General features: G+C 69.0%; 16 protein-coding genes. 14 read left to right on the top strand and 2 right to left on the bottom strand.

Annotated features, from left to right (window positions below; genetic code table 11):
* Nucleotides 1-124: 124 nt before the first annotated feature.
* The 7 genes from SYV04_RS17030 (at nt 125) to SYV04_RS17000 (ending at nt 7,918) form a co-directional block, all read left to right on the top strand.
* A complete protein-coding gene (locus tag SYV04_RS17030; RefSeq protein ID WP_321546850.1) occupies nt 125-856 on the top strand; it encodes a YIP1 family protein in 732 nt (243 codons plus the stop codon).
* On the top strand, nt 853-2,190 hold the full coding sequence (locus tag SYV04_RS17025) for a TolC family protein (RefSeq protein WP_321546849.1): 1,338 nt from the start codon (nt 853-855) through the stop codon (nt 2,188-2,190). Before SYV04_RS17030 ends, SYV04_RS17025 begins: the two co-directional genes overlap by 4 nt.
* Nucleotides 2,187-3,455, top strand: a complete 1,269-nt coding sequence (locus SYV04_RS17020) for an efflux RND transporter periplasmic adaptor subunit (RefSeq protein WP_321546848.1) — start codon at nt 2,187-2,189, stop codon at nt 3,453-3,455. The genes SYV04_RS17025 and SYV04_RS17020 overlap by 4 nt, the downstream gene beginning before the upstream one ends.
* A gap of 38 nt (nt 3,456-3,493) precedes the next feature.
* Nucleotides 3,494-4,213 (top strand): ABC transporter ATP-binding protein, encoded by a 720-nt coding sequence (locus SYV04_RS17015; protein WP_422723949.1) that lies wholly within the window; start codon nt 3,494-3,496, stop codon nt 4,211-4,213.
* Nucleotides 4,210-5,454 (top strand): ABC transporter permease, encoded by a 1,245-nt coding sequence (locus tag SYV04_RS17010; protein WP_321546846.1) that lies wholly within the window; start codon nt 4,210-4,212, stop codon nt 5,452-5,454. The genes SYV04_RS17015 and SYV04_RS17010 overlap by 4 nt, the downstream gene beginning before the upstream one ends.
* Before the next feature lie 9 nt (nt 5,455-5,463).
* A complete protein-coding gene (locus SYV04_RS17005) occupies nt 5,464-6,693 on the top strand; it encodes an ABC transporter permease (RefSeq protein WP_321546845.1) in 1,230 nt (409 codons plus the stop codon).
* A gap of 91 nt (nt 6,694-6,784) precedes the next feature.
* Nucleotides 6,785-7,918: a lipid II:glycine glycyltransferase FemX gene (locus tag SYV04_RS17000; protein ID WP_321546844.1), complete on the top strand. Its 1,134-nt coding sequence runs from the start codon at nt 6,785-6,787 to the stop codon at nt 7,916-7,918.
* On the opposite strand, the gene SYV04_RS16995 is transcribed toward SYV04_RS17000, so the two are convergent.
* Nucleotides 7,875-9,119 (bottom strand): copper amine oxidase, encoded by a 1,245-nt coding sequence (locus tag SYV04_RS16995; RefSeq protein WP_321546843.1) that lies wholly within the window; start codon nt 9,117-9,119, stop codon nt 7,875-7,877. The genes SYV04_RS17000 and SYV04_RS16995 overlap by 44 nt on opposite strands.
* Nucleotides 9,120-9,393: 274 nt before the next feature.
* On the opposite strand from SYV04_RS16995, the gene SYV04_RS16990 reads away from it, so the two are divergent.
* Nucleotides 9,394-11,307, top strand: a complete 1,914-nt coding sequence (locus SYV04_RS16990; RefSeq protein ID WP_321546842.1) for a nucleoside-diphosphate sugar epimerase/dehydratase — start codon at nt 9,394-9,396, stop codon at nt 11,305-11,307.
* Here SYV04_RS16990 and SYV04_RS16985 read toward each other — a convergent pair.
* Nucleotides 11,286-12,209, bottom strand: a complete 924-nt coding sequence (locus tag SYV04_RS16985; protein ID WP_321546841.1) for a GNAT family N-acetyltransferase — start codon at nt 12,207-12,209, stop codon at nt 11,286-11,288. The genes SYV04_RS16990 and SYV04_RS16985 overlap by 22 nt on opposite strands.
* Nucleotides 12,210-12,421: 212 nt before the next feature.
* Between SYV04_RS16985 and SYV04_RS16980 the strand changes: the two genes are divergently transcribed.
* The 6 genes from SYV04_RS16980 to SYV04_RS16955 all read left to right on the top strand — a co-directional run bounded on the left by SYV04_RS16980 (nt 12,422) and on the right by SYV04_RS16955 (nt 20,301).
* Complete coding sequence (locus SYV04_RS16980; RefSeq protein WP_321546840.1) at nt 12,422-13,063, top strand: acetyltransferase; 642 nt, start codon at nt 12,422-12,424, stop codon at nt 13,061-13,063.
* 136 nt (nt 13,064-13,199) lie between these two features.
* Nucleotides 13,200-14,321, top strand: coding sequence for a polysaccharide export protein (locus tag SYV04_RS16975; protein WP_321546839.1), 1,122 nt, complete (start codon nt 13,200-13,202; stop codon nt 14,319-14,321).
* Nucleotides 14,318-16,540, top strand: a complete 2,223-nt coding sequence (locus SYV04_RS16970; protein WP_321546838.1) for a polysaccharide biosynthesis tyrosine autokinase — start codon at nt 14,318-14,320, stop codon at nt 16,538-16,540. Before SYV04_RS16975 ends, SYV04_RS16970 begins: the two co-directional genes overlap by 4 nt.
* Nucleotides 16,541-16,560: 20 nt before the next feature.
* Nucleotides 16,561-17,787, top strand: coding sequence for an O-antigen ligase family protein (locus SYV04_RS16965; protein WP_321546837.1), 1,227 nt, complete (start codon nt 16,561-16,563; stop codon nt 17,785-17,787).
* A gap of 1 nt (nt 17,788) precedes the next feature.
* Nucleotides 17,789-19,006, top strand: a complete 1,218-nt coding sequence (locus SYV04_RS16960) for a glycosyltransferase family 4 protein (protein WP_321546836.1) — start codon at nt 17,789-17,791, stop codon at nt 19,004-19,006.
* Nucleotides 19,003-20,301 carry a lipopolysaccharide biosynthesis protein gene (locus SYV04_RS16955; RefSeq protein ID WP_321546835.1) on the top strand — a complete coding sequence of 433 codons (1,299 nt, stop codon included), beginning with the start codon at nt 19,003-19,005 and terminating at the stop codon, nt 20,299-20,301. The genes SYV04_RS16960 and SYV04_RS16955 overlap by 4 nt, the downstream gene beginning before the upstream one ends.
* The last annotated feature ends 110 nt before the right edge of the window (nt 20,302-20,411 follow it).

Genomic DNA, 20,411 nt, shown 5'->3' with positions numbered 1-20,411 from the left:
GGTAGGGCTAACCCCCCGAATCCACGGAATGCGCCAGGTTGCTCGCTTGTTCGGCGCCCAAACCCGGTGGCTCACGCAATGACCTGGGGGCACCCGTCGTAAAGTGCCCGAACCTCTCGAACTTATGACTTCTCTCGCCCAACCGGCCCGCGTCCTCGTCGATCCGATCGATGGGATGGGGGCCGCCATCGAAGCCCGCCGGTGGGTGTGGCCCCTGGTGATGCTGTGCCTGTGTGTCTCGCTGTCCGGGGTGTCCTTCGCCCTGCGCTGGAACGCGGCACCCGCGGTCATTCAAAAGCTCCAGATGACCGGCGAGCTGACCCGGTACTCGGAGAGCGAGGTGGCCGATGAGATCCAGACCACCTCGCGCAAGGCGCTGGTGGGGGGCATCGCCAAGGGCGTCTTCGTCATGCCGCTGCAGGTGCTGCTGCTGGCCGCGGTGCTGTGGCTCACCGCGTGGCTGTTTGGCGCGCCGGCGGCCTTTGGCCGGATGATGGCGGTGGCGGCCATCGCCATGCTGCCCATCGCCCTCTTCCATCTCATCTTCGCCGCGTGCGCCTCCGCGCAGTACTCCCTGAGCGAGACCCAGGTGGAGAGCCTGGTGCCCTCCAGCCTGGCGATGCTCGAGGGGCTGTCGCCCAAGCTCCGGGGAGCGCTCAAGGCGGTGGACTTCTTCAACCTCTGGAGCGTGGGGTTGATGGCGCTGGGCTTCTCCTCCGCCACGGGCATGCGCCGCGGCCGCGCGCTGCTGCTGGCCGTGGTGCTCTACGCCATGTTCGTGGGGGTGTTCCTCATCGGCCTGCCGGGAATCATGGCCGGCATGGCTGGCGGACCGGGCATGGGAGGTGGGAAATGAACGCACTGTTGATCGCGGCCTGGGTGGCCGTCGTTCCGGCCGCCACCCCCATCACCCTGGACCAGGCGCGCACCGAGGGGCGCAAGAACACCCAGGCGCTGCTGTCGCTGCTCGATCTGGAGCGCGCCGAGCAGCAGGTGAACCTGTCCCGCGCGCCGCTGCTGCCCCAGGTGGACTTCAACACCAGCGCGGGCGGTACGCTCCTCGGCCGGCAGCGCATCGTGAACACCTTCTGCGATCCTTCCGGGGAAAACTGCGTCCAGGAGCCCAGAGAGGTCGCCCCCACCAGCCGTGGCGGCTTCGATCTGACCCTGTCCATCTCGCAGATCATCTATGACCGGGCGCGCTGGAAGCTGCTGGAGCAGAGCGGCGCGACCGCGGAGGCCACCCGGGGCCAGGCCCTGGAGCAGGCGGATGCCTCGGAGCTGGAGGCCATCAACCGCTTCTTCACCCTCTATCGCTCGCAGGCCACCATCCAGGTGCTGGAGGCCACCGTGCGCCGCAGCGAGGAGCAGCTGGAGCGCGCCCGGGCCCTCTTCGAGGCGGGCCGCGTGGGGCGGGGCGAGGAGCTCTCCGCGCTGGTGAACCTGGGCAATGACCGCATCAGCCTGCTGCAGCGCCGCTCGCAGCTCGCGCAGGACCAGGCGCAGCTGGCCATCTGGCTGGCTCGCCCCGGCGCCGAGGCGCTAGAGGCCCAGCCGCCGGCCACCCTCACGCAGGAGCCCGCGCCCGCGCCGGCCCTCGAGGTGGCGCTGAACGAGGCCCGTCAGCGCCGCCCCCTCATCCAGGCGCTGCAGCAACAGGTGCGCGCCGCCTCCCTGGGCAAGGATGTCGCCCGCGCGGGCTACCTCCCGCGGCTGTTGGCCCAGGGCGCGTACTCGCGCAGCGATCCCAGCGCGGACGTCTTCTATACCGAGCCTCGGTTGCAGCACACGCTGAGAGGCGCGGTGGTGCTGCAGTGGGACATCTTCACCGGCCTCTCCTCGCGAGCCGAGGTGAGCCGGGCGGCGGCCTCGGTGCGCACGGCGGAGTTGAATCTGGCGCAGAGCGAGCGCGAGCTCGAGGCCGAGGTGCGGCGGACGCTGGTGGCGCTGGAGGTGCAGATCTCCGCCGCGAAGCTCTCCGCCGACAACCGGGAGGCGGCCGCCCAGAGTCTGGCGCTGGCCGAGGAGCGCTTCAAGGCGGGCGCCGGCTCGACGCTGGAGGTGCGCGACGCGCAGCTCAAGCTCACTCAGGCGGAGCTGGCGTTGTTGGAGAGCCGAGTCACTGTGGAAGTCGCCCGCTTTGCTGTCACGCGGGCCATGGGCTTGCTGAGCCCGGGAGAATCCAAATGAAGTGGTGGAAGGCGGTCATTGCTGGAGTGCTGTTCCTCGGAGCCGCGGCCATCACGGCGGGAGGCTTGAGGACCCGGCCGCCCCCCTCGGTCGAGGTGCAGGTGGCCAAGGTCCGCAAGGGCTCCATCACCCGCACCATTACGGGGGCGGGCAAGGTGCAGGCGGCCACCACCGTGAAGATCTCCTCCAACCTGTCCGGAGATCTGATCGAGCTGCTGGTGAAGGACGGAGACCGGGTGACGAAGGGCCAGGTGCTGGGGCGCATCGACCGGCGGCGCTTCGAGGCTGCGGTGAAGCAGGCGCTGGCCTCCCAGAGCGCGTCGAAGGCCGAGGTGCAGGTCTCCGAGGTGGAGGCCCAGCGCTCCGCCGCCGAGTACGGGCGCGTGGAGGGGCTGGTGGGTAAGGGGCTCGCTTCAGGCGCGGAGCTGGATCAGCTCCGGGCCGCCAAGGACACGGCCGAGGCGCGCGTGGCGGCGGCGCGGCAGCGCTTCGCCCAGGCCTCCGCCGTCTATGACGAGGCGGCCAGCAACCTGTCCAACACCACGCTCACCTCGCCCATCGACGGCAATGTGATCGAACTGTCGCGCGAGGTGGGTGAGCGCGTGCGTGGCTCGGACTTCTCCGAGGACGTGGTGATGATCATCGCCGCGCTGAGCGCCATGGAGGTGAAGATCGAGGTGGGCGAGCACGAGGTGGTCCACCTCAAGCCGGGCCAGCCCTCCGAGGTGACGCTGGATGCGCTGGAGGGCGAGTCGTACACGGGCTCGGTGGTGGAGATCGCCCAGAAGGCCACCATCAAGAACCCGGGCACGGAGGCGGAGGTGACGACGTTCCCGGTCACCGTGGCGCTGGACTCGCGGCCTCCGGGCGTGCTGCCGGGCATGAGCGCCGAAGTGCGCATCGCCGCCGAGACGCACAACGACGCGCTGCTGGTGCCCATCCAGGCGGTGACGGTGCGCTCGGAGAAGAGCCTGCCGGACTACAAGGCGCCGGTGGAGGGTGGGGGGCTGACGGCCCGTCGCAAGACGGAGTCCCTGGCCAAGGTCGTCTTCCGGGTGACGGAGGACAACAAGACGCAGGTGCGCCGGGTGCGCACGGGCATCGCCTCGGACACGGAGCTGGAGATCCTCGAGGGCGTGGAGGATGGGTGGCGCGTGGTGGAGGGCCCCTACCGCACCCTCTCCAAGGAGCTGGAGAACGGGGCCGCGGTGAGCGAGCCCGCGCAGGACGGCCCGGGTGCCATGAAGGATGGGCGCAAGTCGTGAGCACGGAGAACGGTAGCGCGGACGACCGGCTCATCCGGCTGAACGACATCACCCGCGTCTTCTCCGTGGGCGGCGAGGAGGTGCGGGCGCTGCGAGGTGTCTCCTTCGGCATCTCCCGGGGCGAGTGGGTGGCCATCATCGGCCAGTCCGGCTCGGGCAAGACGACGATGATGAACATCCTCGGGTGCCTGGATACGCCCAGCAGCGGCAGCTACTTCCTCAACGGCAAGGACGTCTCGCGCATGAGCGATGACGAGCTGGCGGTCATCCGCAACAAGGAGATCGGCTTCATCTTCCAGACCTTCCAGCTGCTGCCGCGCGAGACGGCGCTGGCCAACGTGGAGCTGCCGCTGGTGTACCGAGGGCTGTCGGCCCGCGTGCGGCGGGAGAAGGCGAAGGCGGCGCTGGACAAGGTGGGCTTGAGCCACCGCATGCACCACAAGCCCAACGAGCTGTCGGGCGGCCAGCGCCAGCGCGTGGCCATTGCCCGGGCGCTGGTGGCCCACCCCTCCATGCTCCTGGCGGACGAGCCCACGGGCAACCTGGACTCGGCGACGGGCGAGGAGATCGTCAAGCTCTTCGAGGAGCTGCACCGGGTCGGCCACACGCTGGTGCTGGTGACTCACGAGCCCAAGCTGGCGGCGCGCTGCCCGCGCGCCATCCGCCTCAGTGACGGGCAGGTGGTGGCCGACGGGCCCGGGCGCGAGGTGGCGATGCTGGGCCACGGGCTGCCGCTGGTGCAGGCGGCGGGAACATGAGCAAGTCTCGGGTGGATGTCTTCCGGGTGGACGTGATGGAGGGGGCGCGCATCGCGCTCTTCTCGCTGAAGGCCAACCGGATGCGCACGGTGCTCACCACGGTGGGCATCGGCATTGGCGTGGCCACGCTGTTGGCCATCGTGGGCATCATCCAGGGCCTCAACTCCTCCTTCGATCGGCAGCTGGCCACCATCGGCGCCAACACGCTCCAGGTCTCCAAGTTCCCGTGGGTGATGCGCGGGGACTGGTGGCTGTACCGCAACCGCAAGAACTTCACCCTGCCGCAGGTGGAGCAGATCCGCGCCCAGTCGAGCTTCATCACCGCCATCTCGCCGGTGGTGGGGCGCGGAGCGGACGTGTCTCACGGCGAGGAGCAGCTTTCCACGGTGGGCGTCAACGGGGTGACGAACGAGTACCTCACCATCTCGGGGTATGAGGTGACGACGGGTCGCTTCATCACCGAGTCGGACAACGAGACGACGCGACCAGTGGCCGTGCTGGGCGCGGACGTGGCGGAGGGGCTCTTCCCGGGCGTGAGCCCGCTGGGGCAGACGATCCGCGTGGAGGGCCGGCCCTTCCAGGTGGTGGGCACGCTGTCGCGCAAGGGCAAGCTCCTGGACAACAACCAGGATCTCATCGTGATGGTGCCTTTCAAGACGTTCTACGCGGCGTTCGGCAAGCAGCGCCCGTTCAGCATCGCCATCGCGGTGGCCAGCGCCGAGGAGGTGCGGCGCGCCGAGGATCAGCTCATCGGAATCATGCGCCGTGTGCGAGGGACGGCGCCGGACGCGCCGGACGACTTCTCCATCAACCGGCCGGAGATGCTGGCCAACACCTACCAGCAGCTCACCGGCGCGCTGTACGGCGTGGCGGTGGGCGTGGGCCTCATCACCCTGCTGGTGGGCGGCATCGGCATCATGAACATCATGCTGGTGTCGGTGCGCGAGCGGACGCGGGAGATCGGCATCCGCCGGGCGCTGGGAGCGCGCAAGCAGACGATCGTGTTCCAGTTCCTCATGGAGGCCTCGGCCGTGTCGGCGGTGGGCGGCGGGCTGGGGACGGTGGTGGGGCTGGGCACGGCGAAGGTGGTGTCGCTCATCACGCCGCTGGCGGCGGAGGTGCAGCCGCTCACGGTAGTGGCCGGCGTGGGCTTCGCGGCCATCGTGGGGCTGCTGTTCGGCATCTGGCCGGCGGCCCGCGCGGCGAACCTGGATCCCGTGGAGGCACTCCGTTACGAGTGAGCCGGACCCATGCGTGCCATTCTCGACAACATCCGCCTGGCCCTGGGCACGTTCCTGGGCAACCCGCTGCGCTCGCTGCTGACGCTGCTGGGCATCGTCATCGGCGTCACCACGGTCATCACCATGATGGCCCTCATCGAGGGCCTGCGCACCAAGGTGAACAAGGACCTGTCGCAGCTGGGGGCCAACACCTTCCAGGCGACGAAGTGGCCCTCGGGTTTCGGGCGCTTCAACTGGCAGAAGTACGCCAAGCGGCCCAACCTGACGCTGGAGGACGCGCACGCCATCGAGGAGTCATGCCCCTCGGTGAGCGCGGTGGCGGCGGCGGATGACGAGGGCGGCCAGAAGATCGCCACGGCCTCCGAGGAGACACGGCCCACGGTGCGCGTCTACGGCGCCACGCCCGAGTACGTGGACACCAGCGGTATCTCCGTGGCCTCCGGACGCTTCTTCGGCACGACGGAGACGGTGGACGGGCGCCCCGTGGCGGTGGTGGGCGTGGACGTGGCGGAGAGCCTGTTCCCGGGCGCCAATCCGATCAACCACGAGATCCGCATCAAGGGCCGGCCCTTCACCATCATCGGGGTGCTGCAGCGGCGCGGCAGCTTCCTGGGGATGATGAGCATGGACAACCTCGTCATCATGCCGCTGAAGTCCTTCCAGCAGCTCTACGGCAAGGCCCGCTCGCTGGACATCAACATCCAGGCGACCGAGGCCACGCAGGTGCAGAAGGCGCAGGACGAGGTGACGAACCTGCTGCGGCGCCGGCGGGACGTGGGCCCGCTCGATGAGAGCAACTTCGAGATCCACACCAACGAGTCGATGACGCAGACGTTCAACCAGCTCTCGGTGGTCATCAGCATCGCGGGCTTCGGCGTGTGCCTGCTGTCGCTGGTGGTGGGCGGCATCGGCATCCTCAACATCATGTTGGTGTCGGTGACGGAGCGGACGCGAGAGATCGGCATCCGCAAGGCGCTGGGGGCGCGCAAGTGGCGCATCCTGGGGCAGTTCGCCATCGAGGCGGTGATCCTCTCGCTGGTGGGCGGTGTCATCGGCGTGGCGCTGGGGTTCGGGCTGGCCTTCCTGGGCCGGTGGATGCTGGGCTTCCCCACGGTGGTGCCGCTGTGGGCGGTGGCGCTGGCGCTGGGGATGAGCTCCCTGGTGGGGCTGGTGTTCGGCATCTACCCGGCGGCGCGGGCCGCCCGGTTGGATCCCGTGGAGGCCATGCGCTCGGAGTAGGACTGTTCAGTGGTCGCAGATCCCCCGAGACCTGGGGGCCTGACTGCTGGCCGCCCGCCTGCTCCACACTGGCGTGGAGAGGGGACTTCCCATGCACGAGATCATCTCGTTCTCAGAGCCAGAGCGGTGGGCATCCGCGTACGCGCAGCTTTCACTCAAGGACGTCTACTATCTCCACGCCTATGCGGAGCTCTGCCGCTGCATGGGGGATGGCGACCCCTTCCTCTTCGCGTACTCGGATAGGGTGGGCAACAGGGTTTGCTACGCCTTCATCCGCAGGCCGATCCGGGGGCTGCCCTTCTTTGGGGACGCACGGCTCGAAGGGGACTGGTACGACATCATCAGCCCCACCTACGGCTACGGAGGTCCGCTCTGCGCGGAGCCCCGCGAGCTGGTGCTTCGGGCCTTCCGGGCGGAGTTCGAGGCGTACTGCCGCGGCGCCAACATCGTCAGCGAGTTCGTCCGCTTCCACCCGCTGCTGGGCAACCACCGGCACCTCGGGGGGACGATGGACATCACCTTCGATCGGGAGACCGTCTTCATGGATCTCTCCCTGACGGAGGAGGAGCTGCTCGACCGCTACCACGCCAACCACCAGCGGAACATCCGCAAGGCGCTGAAGAACGGGCTGGAGTTCCGTGTGCTCGCCGGGCCCGAGGCGCTCGAACACCTCGAGGTCTTCTATCGCCTCTACCGCGCGACGATGGACAAGCTGCAGGCGCTTCCGTACTTCTATTTCTCGACGCAGTACCTGGAGCGGCTGTTCGCGTGCTTCGGCTCGAGCGCCCTGCTGGGCGCGGTCTTCCTCGACGGGCGGATGATCTCCGCCGCGCTGTGCCTGCGCGAGGGGGACGCGCTCGTCTACCACCTGGGGGCCTCGGAAGAGGCGTCACTGCACCTGGGGCCCAACGTCTTCCAGTTCCACCAGTTGGCGCTGTGGGCCCGGCGAGCCGGGCTGCGTACCTTCCACCTGGGAGGAGGGCACCGGGGCCGCGACTCGCTCTTCCAGTTCAAGCACCGCTTCAACCCCGAGGGCACGTTGGCGCTCAACCTCGGCAGGAAGATCCACCAGCCGGCCGTGTATGCCCGGCTGGTCGAGAGCTGGAGTCGCTACCACGCCCAGGAGTTCACCGGGGCCTTCTTCCCGGCCTACCGGGCCCCACCGGCGGCGATCGGGAGCATTACAGCTCCAGCGGGCTCTTGTGGTGGAAGCTGCTCGGCTTGATCTCGAAGTGCATCCACTCGATGGGCATGTTGACCTGATCCTCGTCACGCGGCTTGTGCAGGTGCCGGTTGACGTACCAGAGCACCACGTCCTGCCCGTCCACGGACTGCCCGTTGACCATCGCGCTCACGTGGGAGGGCACCGAGGTACACGAGGGGGCGATGTGGGGCGGGACGTTGCCCACCGCGAGGCTCTCGCACCCAGCGAAGCGGGTGACGAACATCTCGTGAGAGGACCAGGGCTCCGACCCGGCCGTCATGCCGCTCCACACGCCGTGGACGTCGGGGACGATCTCATAGCCAATCTTCCGGCCGTCGCTGTTGTTGATGAGCTTGTCGTAGACGCGCCAGCTCGTGTAGGCGGTGGGGACGAAGTCCTGCGCCGCCTCGGTGAGGATGGGCGTCACCACGTTGACGGCGCACTGCCCGGGCGTGGCGCAGGAGGCGTTCGGTGACGCCACGTTCGAGGGCTGGAAGCTGAGCTGCTCAACGGCGTCATTGCCCGCGCCCGCCAGATCGAAGTCGAGCCGGTAGTAGATGTTGTGCATGTGCGAGAGCCCGATCAGCGGAGTCGCCTCCGACTGCGGGTTCATGCGGCCGCCATAGGGGGCATAGCCCGCGCCCGGCGAGACGATCTGGAGCCGGCCCGTGAGCCCCAGCCGAGGCTCGATGACACCTGTGTCGTGAAACTCCCACAGGTTGACGTAGGTGTACTCACCCAACTGCGAGGCCATGTACACCGAGACATTCTCGCTGTGCTGGTGGGTGTTGAAATACTTCCAGGCGTAGTCGTGATGTTCGATGTTCTTGCAGACACGGTTGCCAGCCAGCAGCGTGCCGCCCGCGCACTCCGCCGCGGTCAAGGGAATGGCGTTGGGGCCGAGCCCGCTCGTGGACTCGGAGATGTCCAGGAAGCGCGGAGTGCCAGCCAGGTAGGGAACGTGGATCTCCGCGATGCTGCCTCTGTTGAGCACCAGGCGGGGAGTGCCCCCCTTGGGCGTGAAGGTCGCCGAGGAGATCACCAATCCCTCACACGGGCATGTCTGGATATTGAACGTCCATCGCGTGCCAGCGCTGAAGGTGTGATCGACCGCCGTCGTATTGGTGCAGGCCGAATAGGTACAACCCGCCTCCGCGACCTGTACGAAACCAGGAAGCAGCAAGACACCCAGGAGCACCGGGAACCATCGAGACCAGGACATGTTCTTCCCCCATTGGGATGGACCGCGAAAGGCGGCCGAGGTTTTGGGGTGAGAGCGCCGGAACTGCATCGTACGCAGGGGCTCCCTGGCCGAGGGGGAACACGAAACCGCTGGAATGGACCTTCGGGGCGGGAGCACACGCGCCCTTGCATCAAAGTCCCTGCTCTCCAGGGCAACTTTAAACTGGCTTGCTCCCTCTCCACCCTCTGTCCGCTCGTCACAGGGGGGAGAGCCAATGGCGCAAGAGGTGTACGGAAGTGATCTGCCTGGGGTCGTGCGTTCAGGGGATCCGGTAGAAGGTCGCCTGCGGCGGTCTCCAGGGCTGCGCTCGTTGCTCATGCTGTTGCTGGACGCGGCGATCACCGCGGGCGCGCTCTTCTGGGCGGTGGTGCTGCGCTTCGATGGGCAGCTGCCCGAGCGGTGGCAGGGGGCGCTGGAGCGCAGCCTGCCGCTGCTGCTCGCGGTGCGCCTGGCCACCCTGGTCTGGTTCCGGCTGCACCGCTGGAGCTTCCGCAGCTCCGGCCTCACGGAAGCGGGCCGGCTCATTCTGGCCAATGCGATCGCCACCATCGTGTTCGAGGCGGCACGCTCCTTCTTCTTCCTCGATCCCCTGCCACGCTCGGTGGTCACCATCGAGTTCTTCTTCACCACGGCCCTGATGGGGGTCCACCGCTTCGCGCCGCGACTGGCGCGGCTGTGGTACCTCGATCAGCAGCGCTCGCGGGCGCAGGGGGTGAAGCGGACGATCGTCGTCGGGGCTGGCAGCGCGGGAGACCTCCTGCTGCGCGATCTGCTGAGCACCTCGGACAGCCCCTGGCACGTCGTCGGTCTGGTGGACGACGATCCCGGCAAGCACGGCACCTTCCTCAACGGCAAGCGGGTGCTCGGTGCCATCGAGGCGCTGCCGGAGCTGGTGACGAAGCACCGCGTGAGCCATGTGCTCATCGCCATCCCCCGCCTGTCCCCCGACCGCATCCGGAGCATCCTGGGCCTGTGCAAGCACCAGAGCGTGAGCTTCAAGATCATCCCCGCCTCGTTCGCCTACCTCGATCAGAAGATCACCGCCGCGATGCTGCATGACCTCAGCCCGGAGGACCTGCTGCCCCGGGACGCGATCTCGTTCGACCGCGAGGAAGTACACCGGCTCATCGTCGGCCGCCGCATCCTCATCACCGGGGCGGCGGGCTCCATCGGCAGCGAGATCGCACGCCAGGTGGCGGGGCACGCGCCCGCCTCGCTCGCGCTGCTCGACATCAACGAGAACGAGCTCTACTTCCTCGTGCGCCACCTGCAGGAGCGCTACCCCCAGCTCCCGGTGAGCTCCATCGTGGCGGACATCCGGGACGTGGATCGGCTGATGCGCCTCGGCAAGGAGCACGCGCCGCAGTACGTATTCCACGCGGCCGCCCACAAGCACGTGCCGCTGATGGAGGACTCGCCCGAGGAGGCCATCAAGAACAACGTCTTCGGCACCCGGAACGTCGCGCGCATGGCGGACGCCTGTGGCGCGGAGCGCTTCGTGCTCATCTCCACCGACAAGGCGGTCCACCCCTCCTCGGTGATGGGGGCCTCCAAGCGGCTGGCGGAGATGGTCATCCGGGACGTGGCGGCGAAGTCGCGCACGGCGTTCACCGCCGTCCGGTTCGGCAACGTGCTGGGCTCGGCGGGCAGCGTGGTGCCGCTGTTCAAGCAGCAGATCCAGCGCGGGGGGCCGGTCACGGTGACGCACCCGGACTGCACCCGCTACTTCATGACGATCCCCGAGGCGGTGGGCCTCGTGGTGCTGGCGGGGCTGGGAGGCTACGGCGAGCTCTGCATCCTCGACATGGGCGCCCCGGTGCGCATCGCCGAGCTGGCCGCGAACCTCATCACCATGGCGGGCCTGGTGCCCGGCAAGGACATCCCCATCGTCTTCACGGGGCTGCGGCCGGGCGAGAAGCTCGAGGAGACGCTGCTGAGCGAGGAGGAGGAGCTCACCCAGCAGGTCCGCAACCGCATCAAGGTGGCCCAGAGCCCGGCGCCGCCCGCGGACTTCCACGTCCAGCTCGAGCGGCTCGGGTTGGCGGCGCAGGTGGGTGACGACTTCGGCGTGAAGCGCTCCCTCTGCGAGCTCATCCCCACGTATACGCCGGGCGCGATTCCCCTCAAGAGCGCGGCCGTGAGCGATCAGCGCAGCTTCGCGCGGTAGGCCGGGAAGTAGTTTCCGTCGGTGTGGCCCTCCGAGAGGCGGGCATACACCGACGGCTCGCAGATGATCTCATGGGTGTAGAGGCGGGCGCTCGTGTTGGCGAAGCCCCGCTTGAAGTCCTCGAGGCTGTCACCCGGCTGCATGCCGCCCCCCAGGTTGAAGGCGAGCCCGAGCTGGGTGCCCAGCTCGGCGAGCGTCGCCAGCACGTTCTTGGCCGGCGAGCGCGCCAGGTACGCGTCCGCCGTCCCTCCGAGGTAGTAGTGCAGCACGCCGTCGCTGGTGACGCCGAGCGCCGAGGAGGCGATCTGTCCCTCCGGGGCGCGCGTCGTGGCGAGCCATGCGGATGGGGAAGAGAACAGCTCCTCGAAGTACGCATCCGAGAAGAAGTACCGGGCGCTGGCCCGATCGCGGACCATGGTCTGCCGGTAGACCGCCTTGAAGCCCTCGCGCTCCTCGGGCGACGTCTCCCGCGCCGCGTGGCAGGTGCTCACGAAGCCCTCCCGGAGGTTGCGCCGCACGTGCCGGCGGTGCGTCTCCCGGAAGCGGATGGGCAGGCGGGGATCGACGAAGAACACCTCGTTGCGCGGCGTGCCTCCCGCGAAGCAGGGAGGGCGGGAGACGCGGTCTCGCACGAAGATGCTGACCAGCTCGCTGCCCTGCCAGTCCACCGCGTCCTTGGGCAGCTCGCTCAACCCGGCCTGCACCCCGCTGGGGAAGCCATAGGGCGAGACGGCGTCGCGGTACGGTGTGCCCTCGATGACTCGAACGATGAGCGGCAGCCGCAGCGATCTGCCCTCGCCTCCGTCGATGACCAGGGTGTGCGTCACGCCCTCGGCGCGCAGGTGGTGGGCTGAGCGGAAGTAGTCCTCCGACTGCGCCGATTTCCCCTCGTCAGGGACCAAGACGGCCCTTAGTTTCACCATTGTCGTCATCCAGCGGCCCCCCAGGTCCCGTGCTCTCTTGCCGTACCTCGGGAGACTAGTCATAGAGGCAAGCGTGTTGTTATTCCCCCCAGGGCATAAGGGTGTTGTGCGCTGGGCGATGCGGGGCAGATGTACTTGTAGAAGGTGCGAAAACCGCCCCCAGGTGACAGCTTTCAAATCGGTGAATGCCAGTGCCGAACGAGCGCGCAAAGCCCAGGCTGGTCGTTTATGGCTGCGGTGGCCACGGCAAGGTGGTCGCCGACATCGCCTTGCTGTGTGGCCTGGTCGTGGTCGGCTTCGTCGATGATGCGATGCCGGAAGGCAGCAGGGTGCTTGGCCTTCCTGTTCTCGGCGGGGCCGCCTGGCTCGAAGCGCATCGCTCGGAGATCCTCGTCGCGCTGGGCGTGGGAGACAACCACGCGCGGCGCCGCATCTCCGCGCTGTGCGAGCGGCTGGAGCTGACGCTGGCCACCTTGATCCACCCGACGGCCGCCGTGGCCGAGTCCGCCCGCGTCGGCGCCGGGGCAGTGGTCATGGCCCAGGCCGTCATCAACCCGGACGCCCAGGTGGGAACGGGGGCGATCATCAACAGCGGCGCCATCGTCGAGCACGACTGCGAGGTGGGTGAGTTCGCCCACCTCTCGCCCAACGCGACGCTCGGCGGCGCGGTGCGCATCGGCGCCCTGGCGCACCTGGGCCTTGGCGCCTCCGTCCTGCCAGGCAAAGCCGTGGGGGATGAAGCGGTGGTGGGGGCGGGCGCGGTGGTCCTCGGCGATCTGCCGCCTCGCGTGGTGGCGGTCGGAGTGCCGGCGCGAGTGATTACCCAGCCCTGAGGGGCAGGGGAATTGTTGTCCGGCGCTGGCTGCCTATTTCATTCCAGACACCGACCCGTCGCTGAGTTGATCACGGGTTTGCACATCCTCCCTCGGAGCCGAACAATCCGCACGGCCTTGAGCCCGGAGGTTGTCCATGAGGCACGTCCTGCTACTGGCAGGGATGTTGTGCGCGAGTGCATGCGCGTGGGGCCCGGGTATGTATATGGACGAGGATGCGTTCCGGGATCGGTACGAGGGAAAGGCAGACGGGGGCCCTGATAACGCGTTCGAGATCGTCACGATCGATGCGGCACTGCTAGGCAAGCAACAAGCGGCGCGCGAGAAGGCACGGCCCGAGCCGAAACAGGATCCGCTGGCGCAGATCGCGGCGGACTACTACTACCGGATCACCCCGCATGACGTGCTGAGCGTCATCGTCTGGGACCACCCCGAGCTCACCATCCCCGCGGGCGAGTTCCGGTCCGCCGAGGCCACCGGCCACCCCGTGGCGGCCGACGGGACGATGTTCTTTCCCCACGCGGGCGTCATCCAGGTCGGAGGCAAGACGCTGCGCGAGGTGCGGGAGCTGCTGACCCAGCGGCTGGCCGATGTCATCGAGCGGCCGCAGCTCGACGTGCGCGTGGTGGGCTTCCGGGGGCAGAAGGTCCAGGTCACCGGCGAGGTCACCGCGCCCAGCACCATCCCCATCACGGACGTGCCGCTGCGGGTGCAGGACGCCATCAGCCAGGCGCGGGGGCTCACCCTGGAGGCGGACCTGCGCAACGTCACGCTCACCCGGGGCGGTAAGACCTTCACCCTCGATCTGCAGGCCCTCTATGAGGAGGGAGACATCAGCCAGAACTGGCTCCTGCAGGACGGCGACATCCTCCACGTCGCCGACCGCAGCCGTAACAAGGTCTTCGTGCTCGGCGAGGTCCGCAAGCCTTCCTCGCGCATCATGGTGAAGGGGCGGATGACGCTCGCGGAAGCCATTGGAGATACCGAGGGCTTCGACCCAATCACATCCAATCCAGCGAAGCTCTATGTCATCCGTGGGAACTTCGACAGGCCTACCATCTATAAACTCGATGCCCAGTCGCCGGATGCTCTGTTGCTTGCAACGCAATTCCAACTTCAACCCCATGACGTGGTGTTCGTCTCGCCGCACAACTTGACGCGCTGGAACCGAATCATCAGTCAAATCCAGCCAACAGTTCAGCTGCTCTGGCAGACGATAGATATTGGTGACAGATCCGTCATCTTCCAGGCCCAATGACTCGCACCTCTCATCGCAAGGCACCCGCCAGTTCCAGGCCGGGATCTCCAGATGACGAACTCGATCTGGGGCGCTACCTGGGCATCCTGCAGGAGCACCGCGGGTCGATCGTCGCGACCATGGTCCTGACGCTGGGCGTGGGGCTGCTCTACATGGCGGCCGCGACGCCCATCTACCGGGCCCATGCCGTCCTCCAGATCGAGAAGAAGGCCAATCCCCTGGGCGAGCTGGGAGCGCTGCTCGCGGACTTCTCGGGGGAGGCGCCCACCGAGATCGAGCTGCTCGGCTCGCGCGCCTTGCTGGGCAAGGTCATCGACGAGCTGCGCTTGGAGGTGTCCGCCACGCCGCGCTACTTCCCACTGCTGGGAGCGGCGCTGGCCCGCGGCCATGAGGAGGCGGGCATCGCCGAGCCCCCGTGGGCCCTGGAGCGGTTCGCCTGGGGTGGCGAGCGCATCCAGGTGGAGCGGGTGAGCGTGCCGCGCGAGCTGGAGGACATCCCCCTTCAGCTCGTGACGGGGGAGGGCGGTACGTACACGCTCCTGGACCCGGACTCCCAGCCGCTGCTCAGCGGAAACGTCGGCGTCCCGGCCGCCTCGGCTCCGGACTCGGTGCTGCGGGTGGAGCTGCTCGTCTCGGAGCTCCAGGCCCGCCCGGGGACACAGTTCTGGGTGACCCGCCGCTCCCGCCTCGAGGTGGTGGAGGGGCTCCAGCGCGCGCTGCGCCCGGTGGAGAAGGGCCTCAACACGGGAGTCCTCTCCGTGTCGCTGGAGGGCAGGGACCCGGTGGAGATCTCCGCGATCCTCACGGCCATCTCGAAGCACTACGTTCGCCACAACGTCGAGCGTCGGAGCGAGGAGGTCGAGCAAACGCTGGCGTTCCTCGACACGCAGCTTCCCGGCCTGCGCAAGGAGCTGGAGCGCGCGGAGGCGGCCCTGAGCGCCCACCGCGCGGGGAAGGGGAGCGTCGACCTGGGGCTGGAGGCCCAGGCGATCCTGGAGCGAAGCGTCGACGTGGAGAAGGCGATCTCGGAGCTGACGCTGGAGCGCTCCGAGCTGCGGCAGCGCTTCACCCAGAACCACCCGGTGCTCAACGCCATGAGCAGCAAGCTGGCGCGGCTCCGGGCCGATCGGACGGCCCTCAACGCCAAGCTCAAGGGCCTGCCGGACGCGGAGCTCACCGCGGCCCGGCTCGTGCGGGACGTGAACGTCGCCAACGAGCTCTACATCCAGCTCAACAACAAGGCCCAGGAGTACCGGGTGCTGAAGTCGAGCATCGTCGGCAACGCGCGCATCCTCGATGAGCCCGTGGTGACACGGCTGCCGGTGCGGCCCAGCAAGCCGGGCGTGCTCGCGGTCAGCCTGGTGCTGGGGCTGACGCTCGGTGTCGCGTTCGCCTTCACCCGGCAGGCGCTCCATAGGGGCATCTCGGATCCGGCGGCGCTCGAGGCGGCGCTGGGAGTCCCGGTCTATGCCACCGTGCCCCTGGGCGAAGCCCCGTCGCGGCGGGCGCGGCGCAAGCGGGGAGCGGACTCCGAGGGGCCCACCATCCTGGCGCGGACCCGCCCGCACGACCTGGCCACCGAGAGCTTGCGGAGCCTGCGGACCCGGCTCCAGATGGTCCTGGAGGACGCGCCCAACAACGTGATCGCCATCACTGGGACGAGTCCAGGGGTGGGCGCGTCCTTCGTCTCCGCCAACCTCGCCTGGGTGCTGGCGGACTCCGGCAAGCGTGTCCTGCTCGTGGACGCCAACCTGCGCGGGGGCGGGCTCCACCGCTGCTTCGGTGTCGCGCGCTCGCGTGGTCTCGCCGAGGTGCTCGAAGGCGCGCTCACGTTGGAGCAGTCCGTGGTCCAGGTTCCTGACCAGAGCCTGTTCTTCCTGCCCACCGGCGCGCTGCCCTCCAACCCCGCCGAGCTGCTGCTGGGCGATGCATTCAAGACGCTCGTGGCGCGGATGTCGCTCGCGTACGACCTCGTCCTCCTCGACACGCCGCCCATCCTGGCGGTGACCGACGCGGCGCTGGTGGGCCGGCAGGCGGGGGTGAACCTCGCGGTGGTGCGCGCGGGCGCTCATCCGCTGCGCGAGGTCGCCGCGGCCCTCACCCGGCTCTCGCAGGACGGCGTCTCGGTGCAGGGCGTCGTCTTCAATGGCGTGCCGCGCTCGCCGTCGGGTCGCGCCGTGCGCGGCATCTACCAGTACGAATACCCCACCGTGAGCTGAGCGCAGGCTGGAGCCAACCCGTGAGCTGGATCCGATGCGCAGGACTGGGCTTCATCGCCGCGCTCTACGTGCTCGCGGGCCGTTGGGGCTTCCACCGGCTGGCCTCCACGAGCCCCCAGCCGGACCCCTTCCTCGAGCTGCGGCTGTGGATCGTCATGGGCGGGCTGGTGCTCGCGACCATGGGGCTGGTCCACCGTGCCCACCGCGCGACGCGGCCGGGAGAGAGCCGGCTCGACCCACGGCTCTCGATGGCGCTCCTGCTGTTCTTTGGCTACCTGTGCGTCAGCGCGCTCTGGGCCCCCGACGTGGGCTTCGCCCTGGGCAAGCTCTACGAGCTCGTCCTGGTCGTGGTGATGAGCGTGGGCTTCGGGCTCGCCGCGCTCCGCCAGCGGGCGGAGCGGGTGCTGGATGCCTTCTGGGCGGTGGTGGTCGCGGCCACGGCCCTGCTGGCCCTCACCGGGGTGCGCCAGCTGCTGGGCGACGGCGGCGGCGCGCGGCTGGCCGTGCTGGGAGGCGGGCCGAACATCTTCGCCCGGCTCATGGGGCTGCTCGCGCTGGGGGCTCTCTATTTCTGGTACCGACGGGGGCAGGCCTGGCTGTGGATTCCGCTGGCGGCCACCGGGGTGCTCCTGGCGCTGCTCACCGGCTCGCGCGGGGGCACGGCCGCCATCATCGCGGGCGTCGCGACCTTCCTCGTGGTGGCGCGTGTGCCGCTGCGCCGCTTCGTCCTCTTGTCGGTGCTGGCCACGGCGGCCTTCGCGGTGGCCACCACGCTCTCGCCCCTTGGCAAGGCGCTGAATCGCTCCATGGAGGAGCGCTTCCTGCGGCTGACCCTGAAGTACGCGGGCAGCAGCGACTCGGAGAGCAAGGTGTACCTGTCGGGACGCGAGTCCCTGTATGCCGCCGCGTACGAGCTCGGGCTCGACAACCCGGTGGCGGGCGCGGGGCTCGCGGCGTTCCCGGCCCTGGGGCTGGGAGTCTACCCCCACAACCTCTTCCTCGAGGTGTTCTGCGAGGGCGGCGCGCTGGGCCTGGTGCTCCTGGCGTGGGTCCTGCTCGCCTTCCTCCGCTCGGTCTTCCGGGGCTGGCGCGACATCGACGGGGCGACCGTCGGCGCGGTGGTGCTGATGCTGCTCGGCAGCCAGTCCAGCGGAGACCTCTACGACACCCGGGCGCTCTTCCTGCTGATGGTGATGGCCGCCTGCACCTCTTCTTCTGCCTACCCCGCCGTTCAAGGAGCTACGTGAAATGAAGATCATCTACCTCCATCAGTACTTCACCACGCCCTCGATGCATGGCGGTACCCGCTCCTACGAGCTCGCCCGCCGCCTGGTGGGCATGGGGCATGAGGTCCACATGGTGACCTCGGACACCGAGCCCGCCGCGAACACCAAGGGCTGGCGCGAGACGAACGAGAGCGGCATCCGCGTGCATTGGCTGCCGGTGCCGTACTCCAACTCGATGAAGTACTCCGACCGGATGCGCGCCTTCGGCCACTTCGCCGTCGGCGCCGCCCAGCGGGCGATGCAGCTCGAGGGCGACGTGGTCTTCGCCACGAGCACGCCGCTGACCATCGCCGTCCCCGGCATCCTCGCCTCGCGCCTGAAGAGCAAGCCCATGGTCTTCGAGGTGCGCGATCTCTGGCCCGCCATCCCCATCGCCGTGGGTGCCATCAAGAGCCGTCCGGCCATCCTCGCCGCCCAGTTGCTGGAGAAGGCCGCCTACGCGGGCGCGGCGCACATCGTCGCGCTCTCGCCGGGCATGAAGGCCGGCGTGGAGGCGGCCGGCGTGTCCTCGGAGAAGATCACCGTCATTCCGAACCTGTGCGATCCGGAGCGCTTCCAGGTCCCCGTCACCGCGGGCGCGGAGTTCCGCCAGAAGTACCCGTGGCTCGGGGATCGGCCCATGGTCCTCTACGCGGGCACCCTGGGCCTGGTGAACGGGGTGGACTACCTCGTCCGGCTCGCGGCGGAGATGCTGCCGCGCGACCCGGAGGTGCGCTTCGTCATCATGGGGCAGGGACGGGAGGAGGGCGCCCTGCACGCGCTCGCCGATCTGCTCGGGGTGCGTGACCGCAACCTCTTCTTCCTGCCCAGCGTGCCCAAGGCGGAGGTGCCCGCGGTGCTCTCGGCGGCCACCATCGCCACCTCGCTCTTCACCGACGTGCCGGGCATGCAGGACAACTCGGCCAACAAGTTCTTCGACGCGCTCGCCGCCGGGCGCCCGCTGGCGCTCAACTACGGCGGCTGGCAGGCGGAGCTCCTCGAGCGGGAGCAGTTCGGCCTGTGCCTGCCTCCCAAGGACGTGGCCGCCGGCGCGGCGCAGTTGGCCTGGAGGCTTCGCGATCCCCAGTGGCTCGCCGAGGCGGGCGCGCGGGCGGGACAGCTCGGCCGGGAGCGCTTCTCCGCGGACTCCGCGGCCCGCCGGCTCGCCGAGGTGCTGCAGCGGGCGGTGGGCAAGGCGTGAACCCCACCTCGAAGCCACGGAAGACGGTAGGGGGGAACTTCGCGTGGACGCTCTCGGCCGGGCTCATGTACGGCTTCGCCCAGTGGGGCGTGCTGGTGGCGTGCGCCCGGCTCGGCACGATGGAGATGCTGGGCGAGTTCGCCCTGGGCCTGGCCATCACCGCCCCGGTGATGCTCCTGGCGCGGATGCAGATGCGCAACCTCCAGGCCACCGACGCCCGGAGCGCCTACGGCTTCGAGCACTACCTCGGGCTGATGGTGCTCAACGTGCTGGGGGGCGTGGTGCTCTGCTGCGCCATCGCGCTGGTGGCGGGGTACTCGGCGCGTGTGAGCCTCGTCATCGCGCTGCTGGCGCTGGCCAAGGGCTTCGAGGCCCTCAGTGAGGTGTTCTACGGCGCCATGCACCAGAAGGAGCAGATGGGCCTCGCCGCCCGCTCGCTCATCGTCAAGAGCGTGCTCTCGGTGGTGCTGGTGGTGGTCGCGCTCCAGGTGACCGCCAGCGCGGTCCTCGCGGCCGCGGCCCTGGGGTTCTCCTGGGCCATCGTGCTCTTCGTCTTCGACGCGCCCGCGTACCGGAGGGAGTTCGGCGGCGTGGGGCCCTGGCGCCTGCTGTGGCGGACGCGGTGGCGGGAGCAGGGCGTGCGCCTGAAGAGCCTGCTGGGGCTCGCCTACGCGCTCGGCATCACCGCGCTGCTGAGCTCGCTGCGCCCCAACGTGCCCCGCTACTTGCTGGAGGCGCACTTCGGCCAGGCGGAGCTGGGCATGTACGCCGCGCTCGCGTACTTCACGATGCTGGGGGGCCGGGTGGTCTTCGCGCTCGGGCAGGCGGTGACGCCTCGGCTGGGGCGCTACCACACGGAGGGAGATCAGCGCCGCTATGGCCGCGCGCTCATGGGGCTGGCGGGAGGGTCGGCGCTGGTGGGTGTCTGTGCCATCATCGGCTCCGCGCTGCTCGGGCGCTGGGCGCTGACACTCTTCTATGGCGCCGAGTACGCGCAGAATCTGGACCTGTTCGTCTGGCTCATGGTGGCCGCCGGGCTGGAGTACGTCTGCGTGAGCCTCCAGATCGGGCTCACGGCGGCGCGAGAGCTGAAGGCGCAGGCGTTGATGCTCGTGGCCTCCGTGGTGGTGGTCGGGCTGGGGAGCGCCTGGTGGGTGCCCACGGTGGGCCCGGTGGGGGCGGCGTGGGCGCTGGCGCTGGGCTGGCTCGTCGAGCTGGGCGCCAGCGCGTGGCTCACCTTTCGGGTGTGGAGGCGACTGGGACTCCAGGAAGCCGTCTCGGTGGAGGGCGGGTAGGAGCCCTCTCGCGGACACACGGCTGCGGCTCCGGGGGCAGTGGTGAGTGTTCAGGGAGGGCCCCTACGTTCCTGCGCGCTTCGTGTGGCCCGGCGCCGCCTGCTGTGAGC

Source organism: Hyalangium ruber, assembly GCF_034259325.1.
Taxonomy (GTDB): domain Bacteria; phylum Myxococcota; class Myxococcia; order Myxococcales; family Myxococcaceae; genus Hyalangium_A; species Hyalangium_A rubrum.
This window is presented reverse-complemented; position numbering and strand designations above follow the sequence as displayed.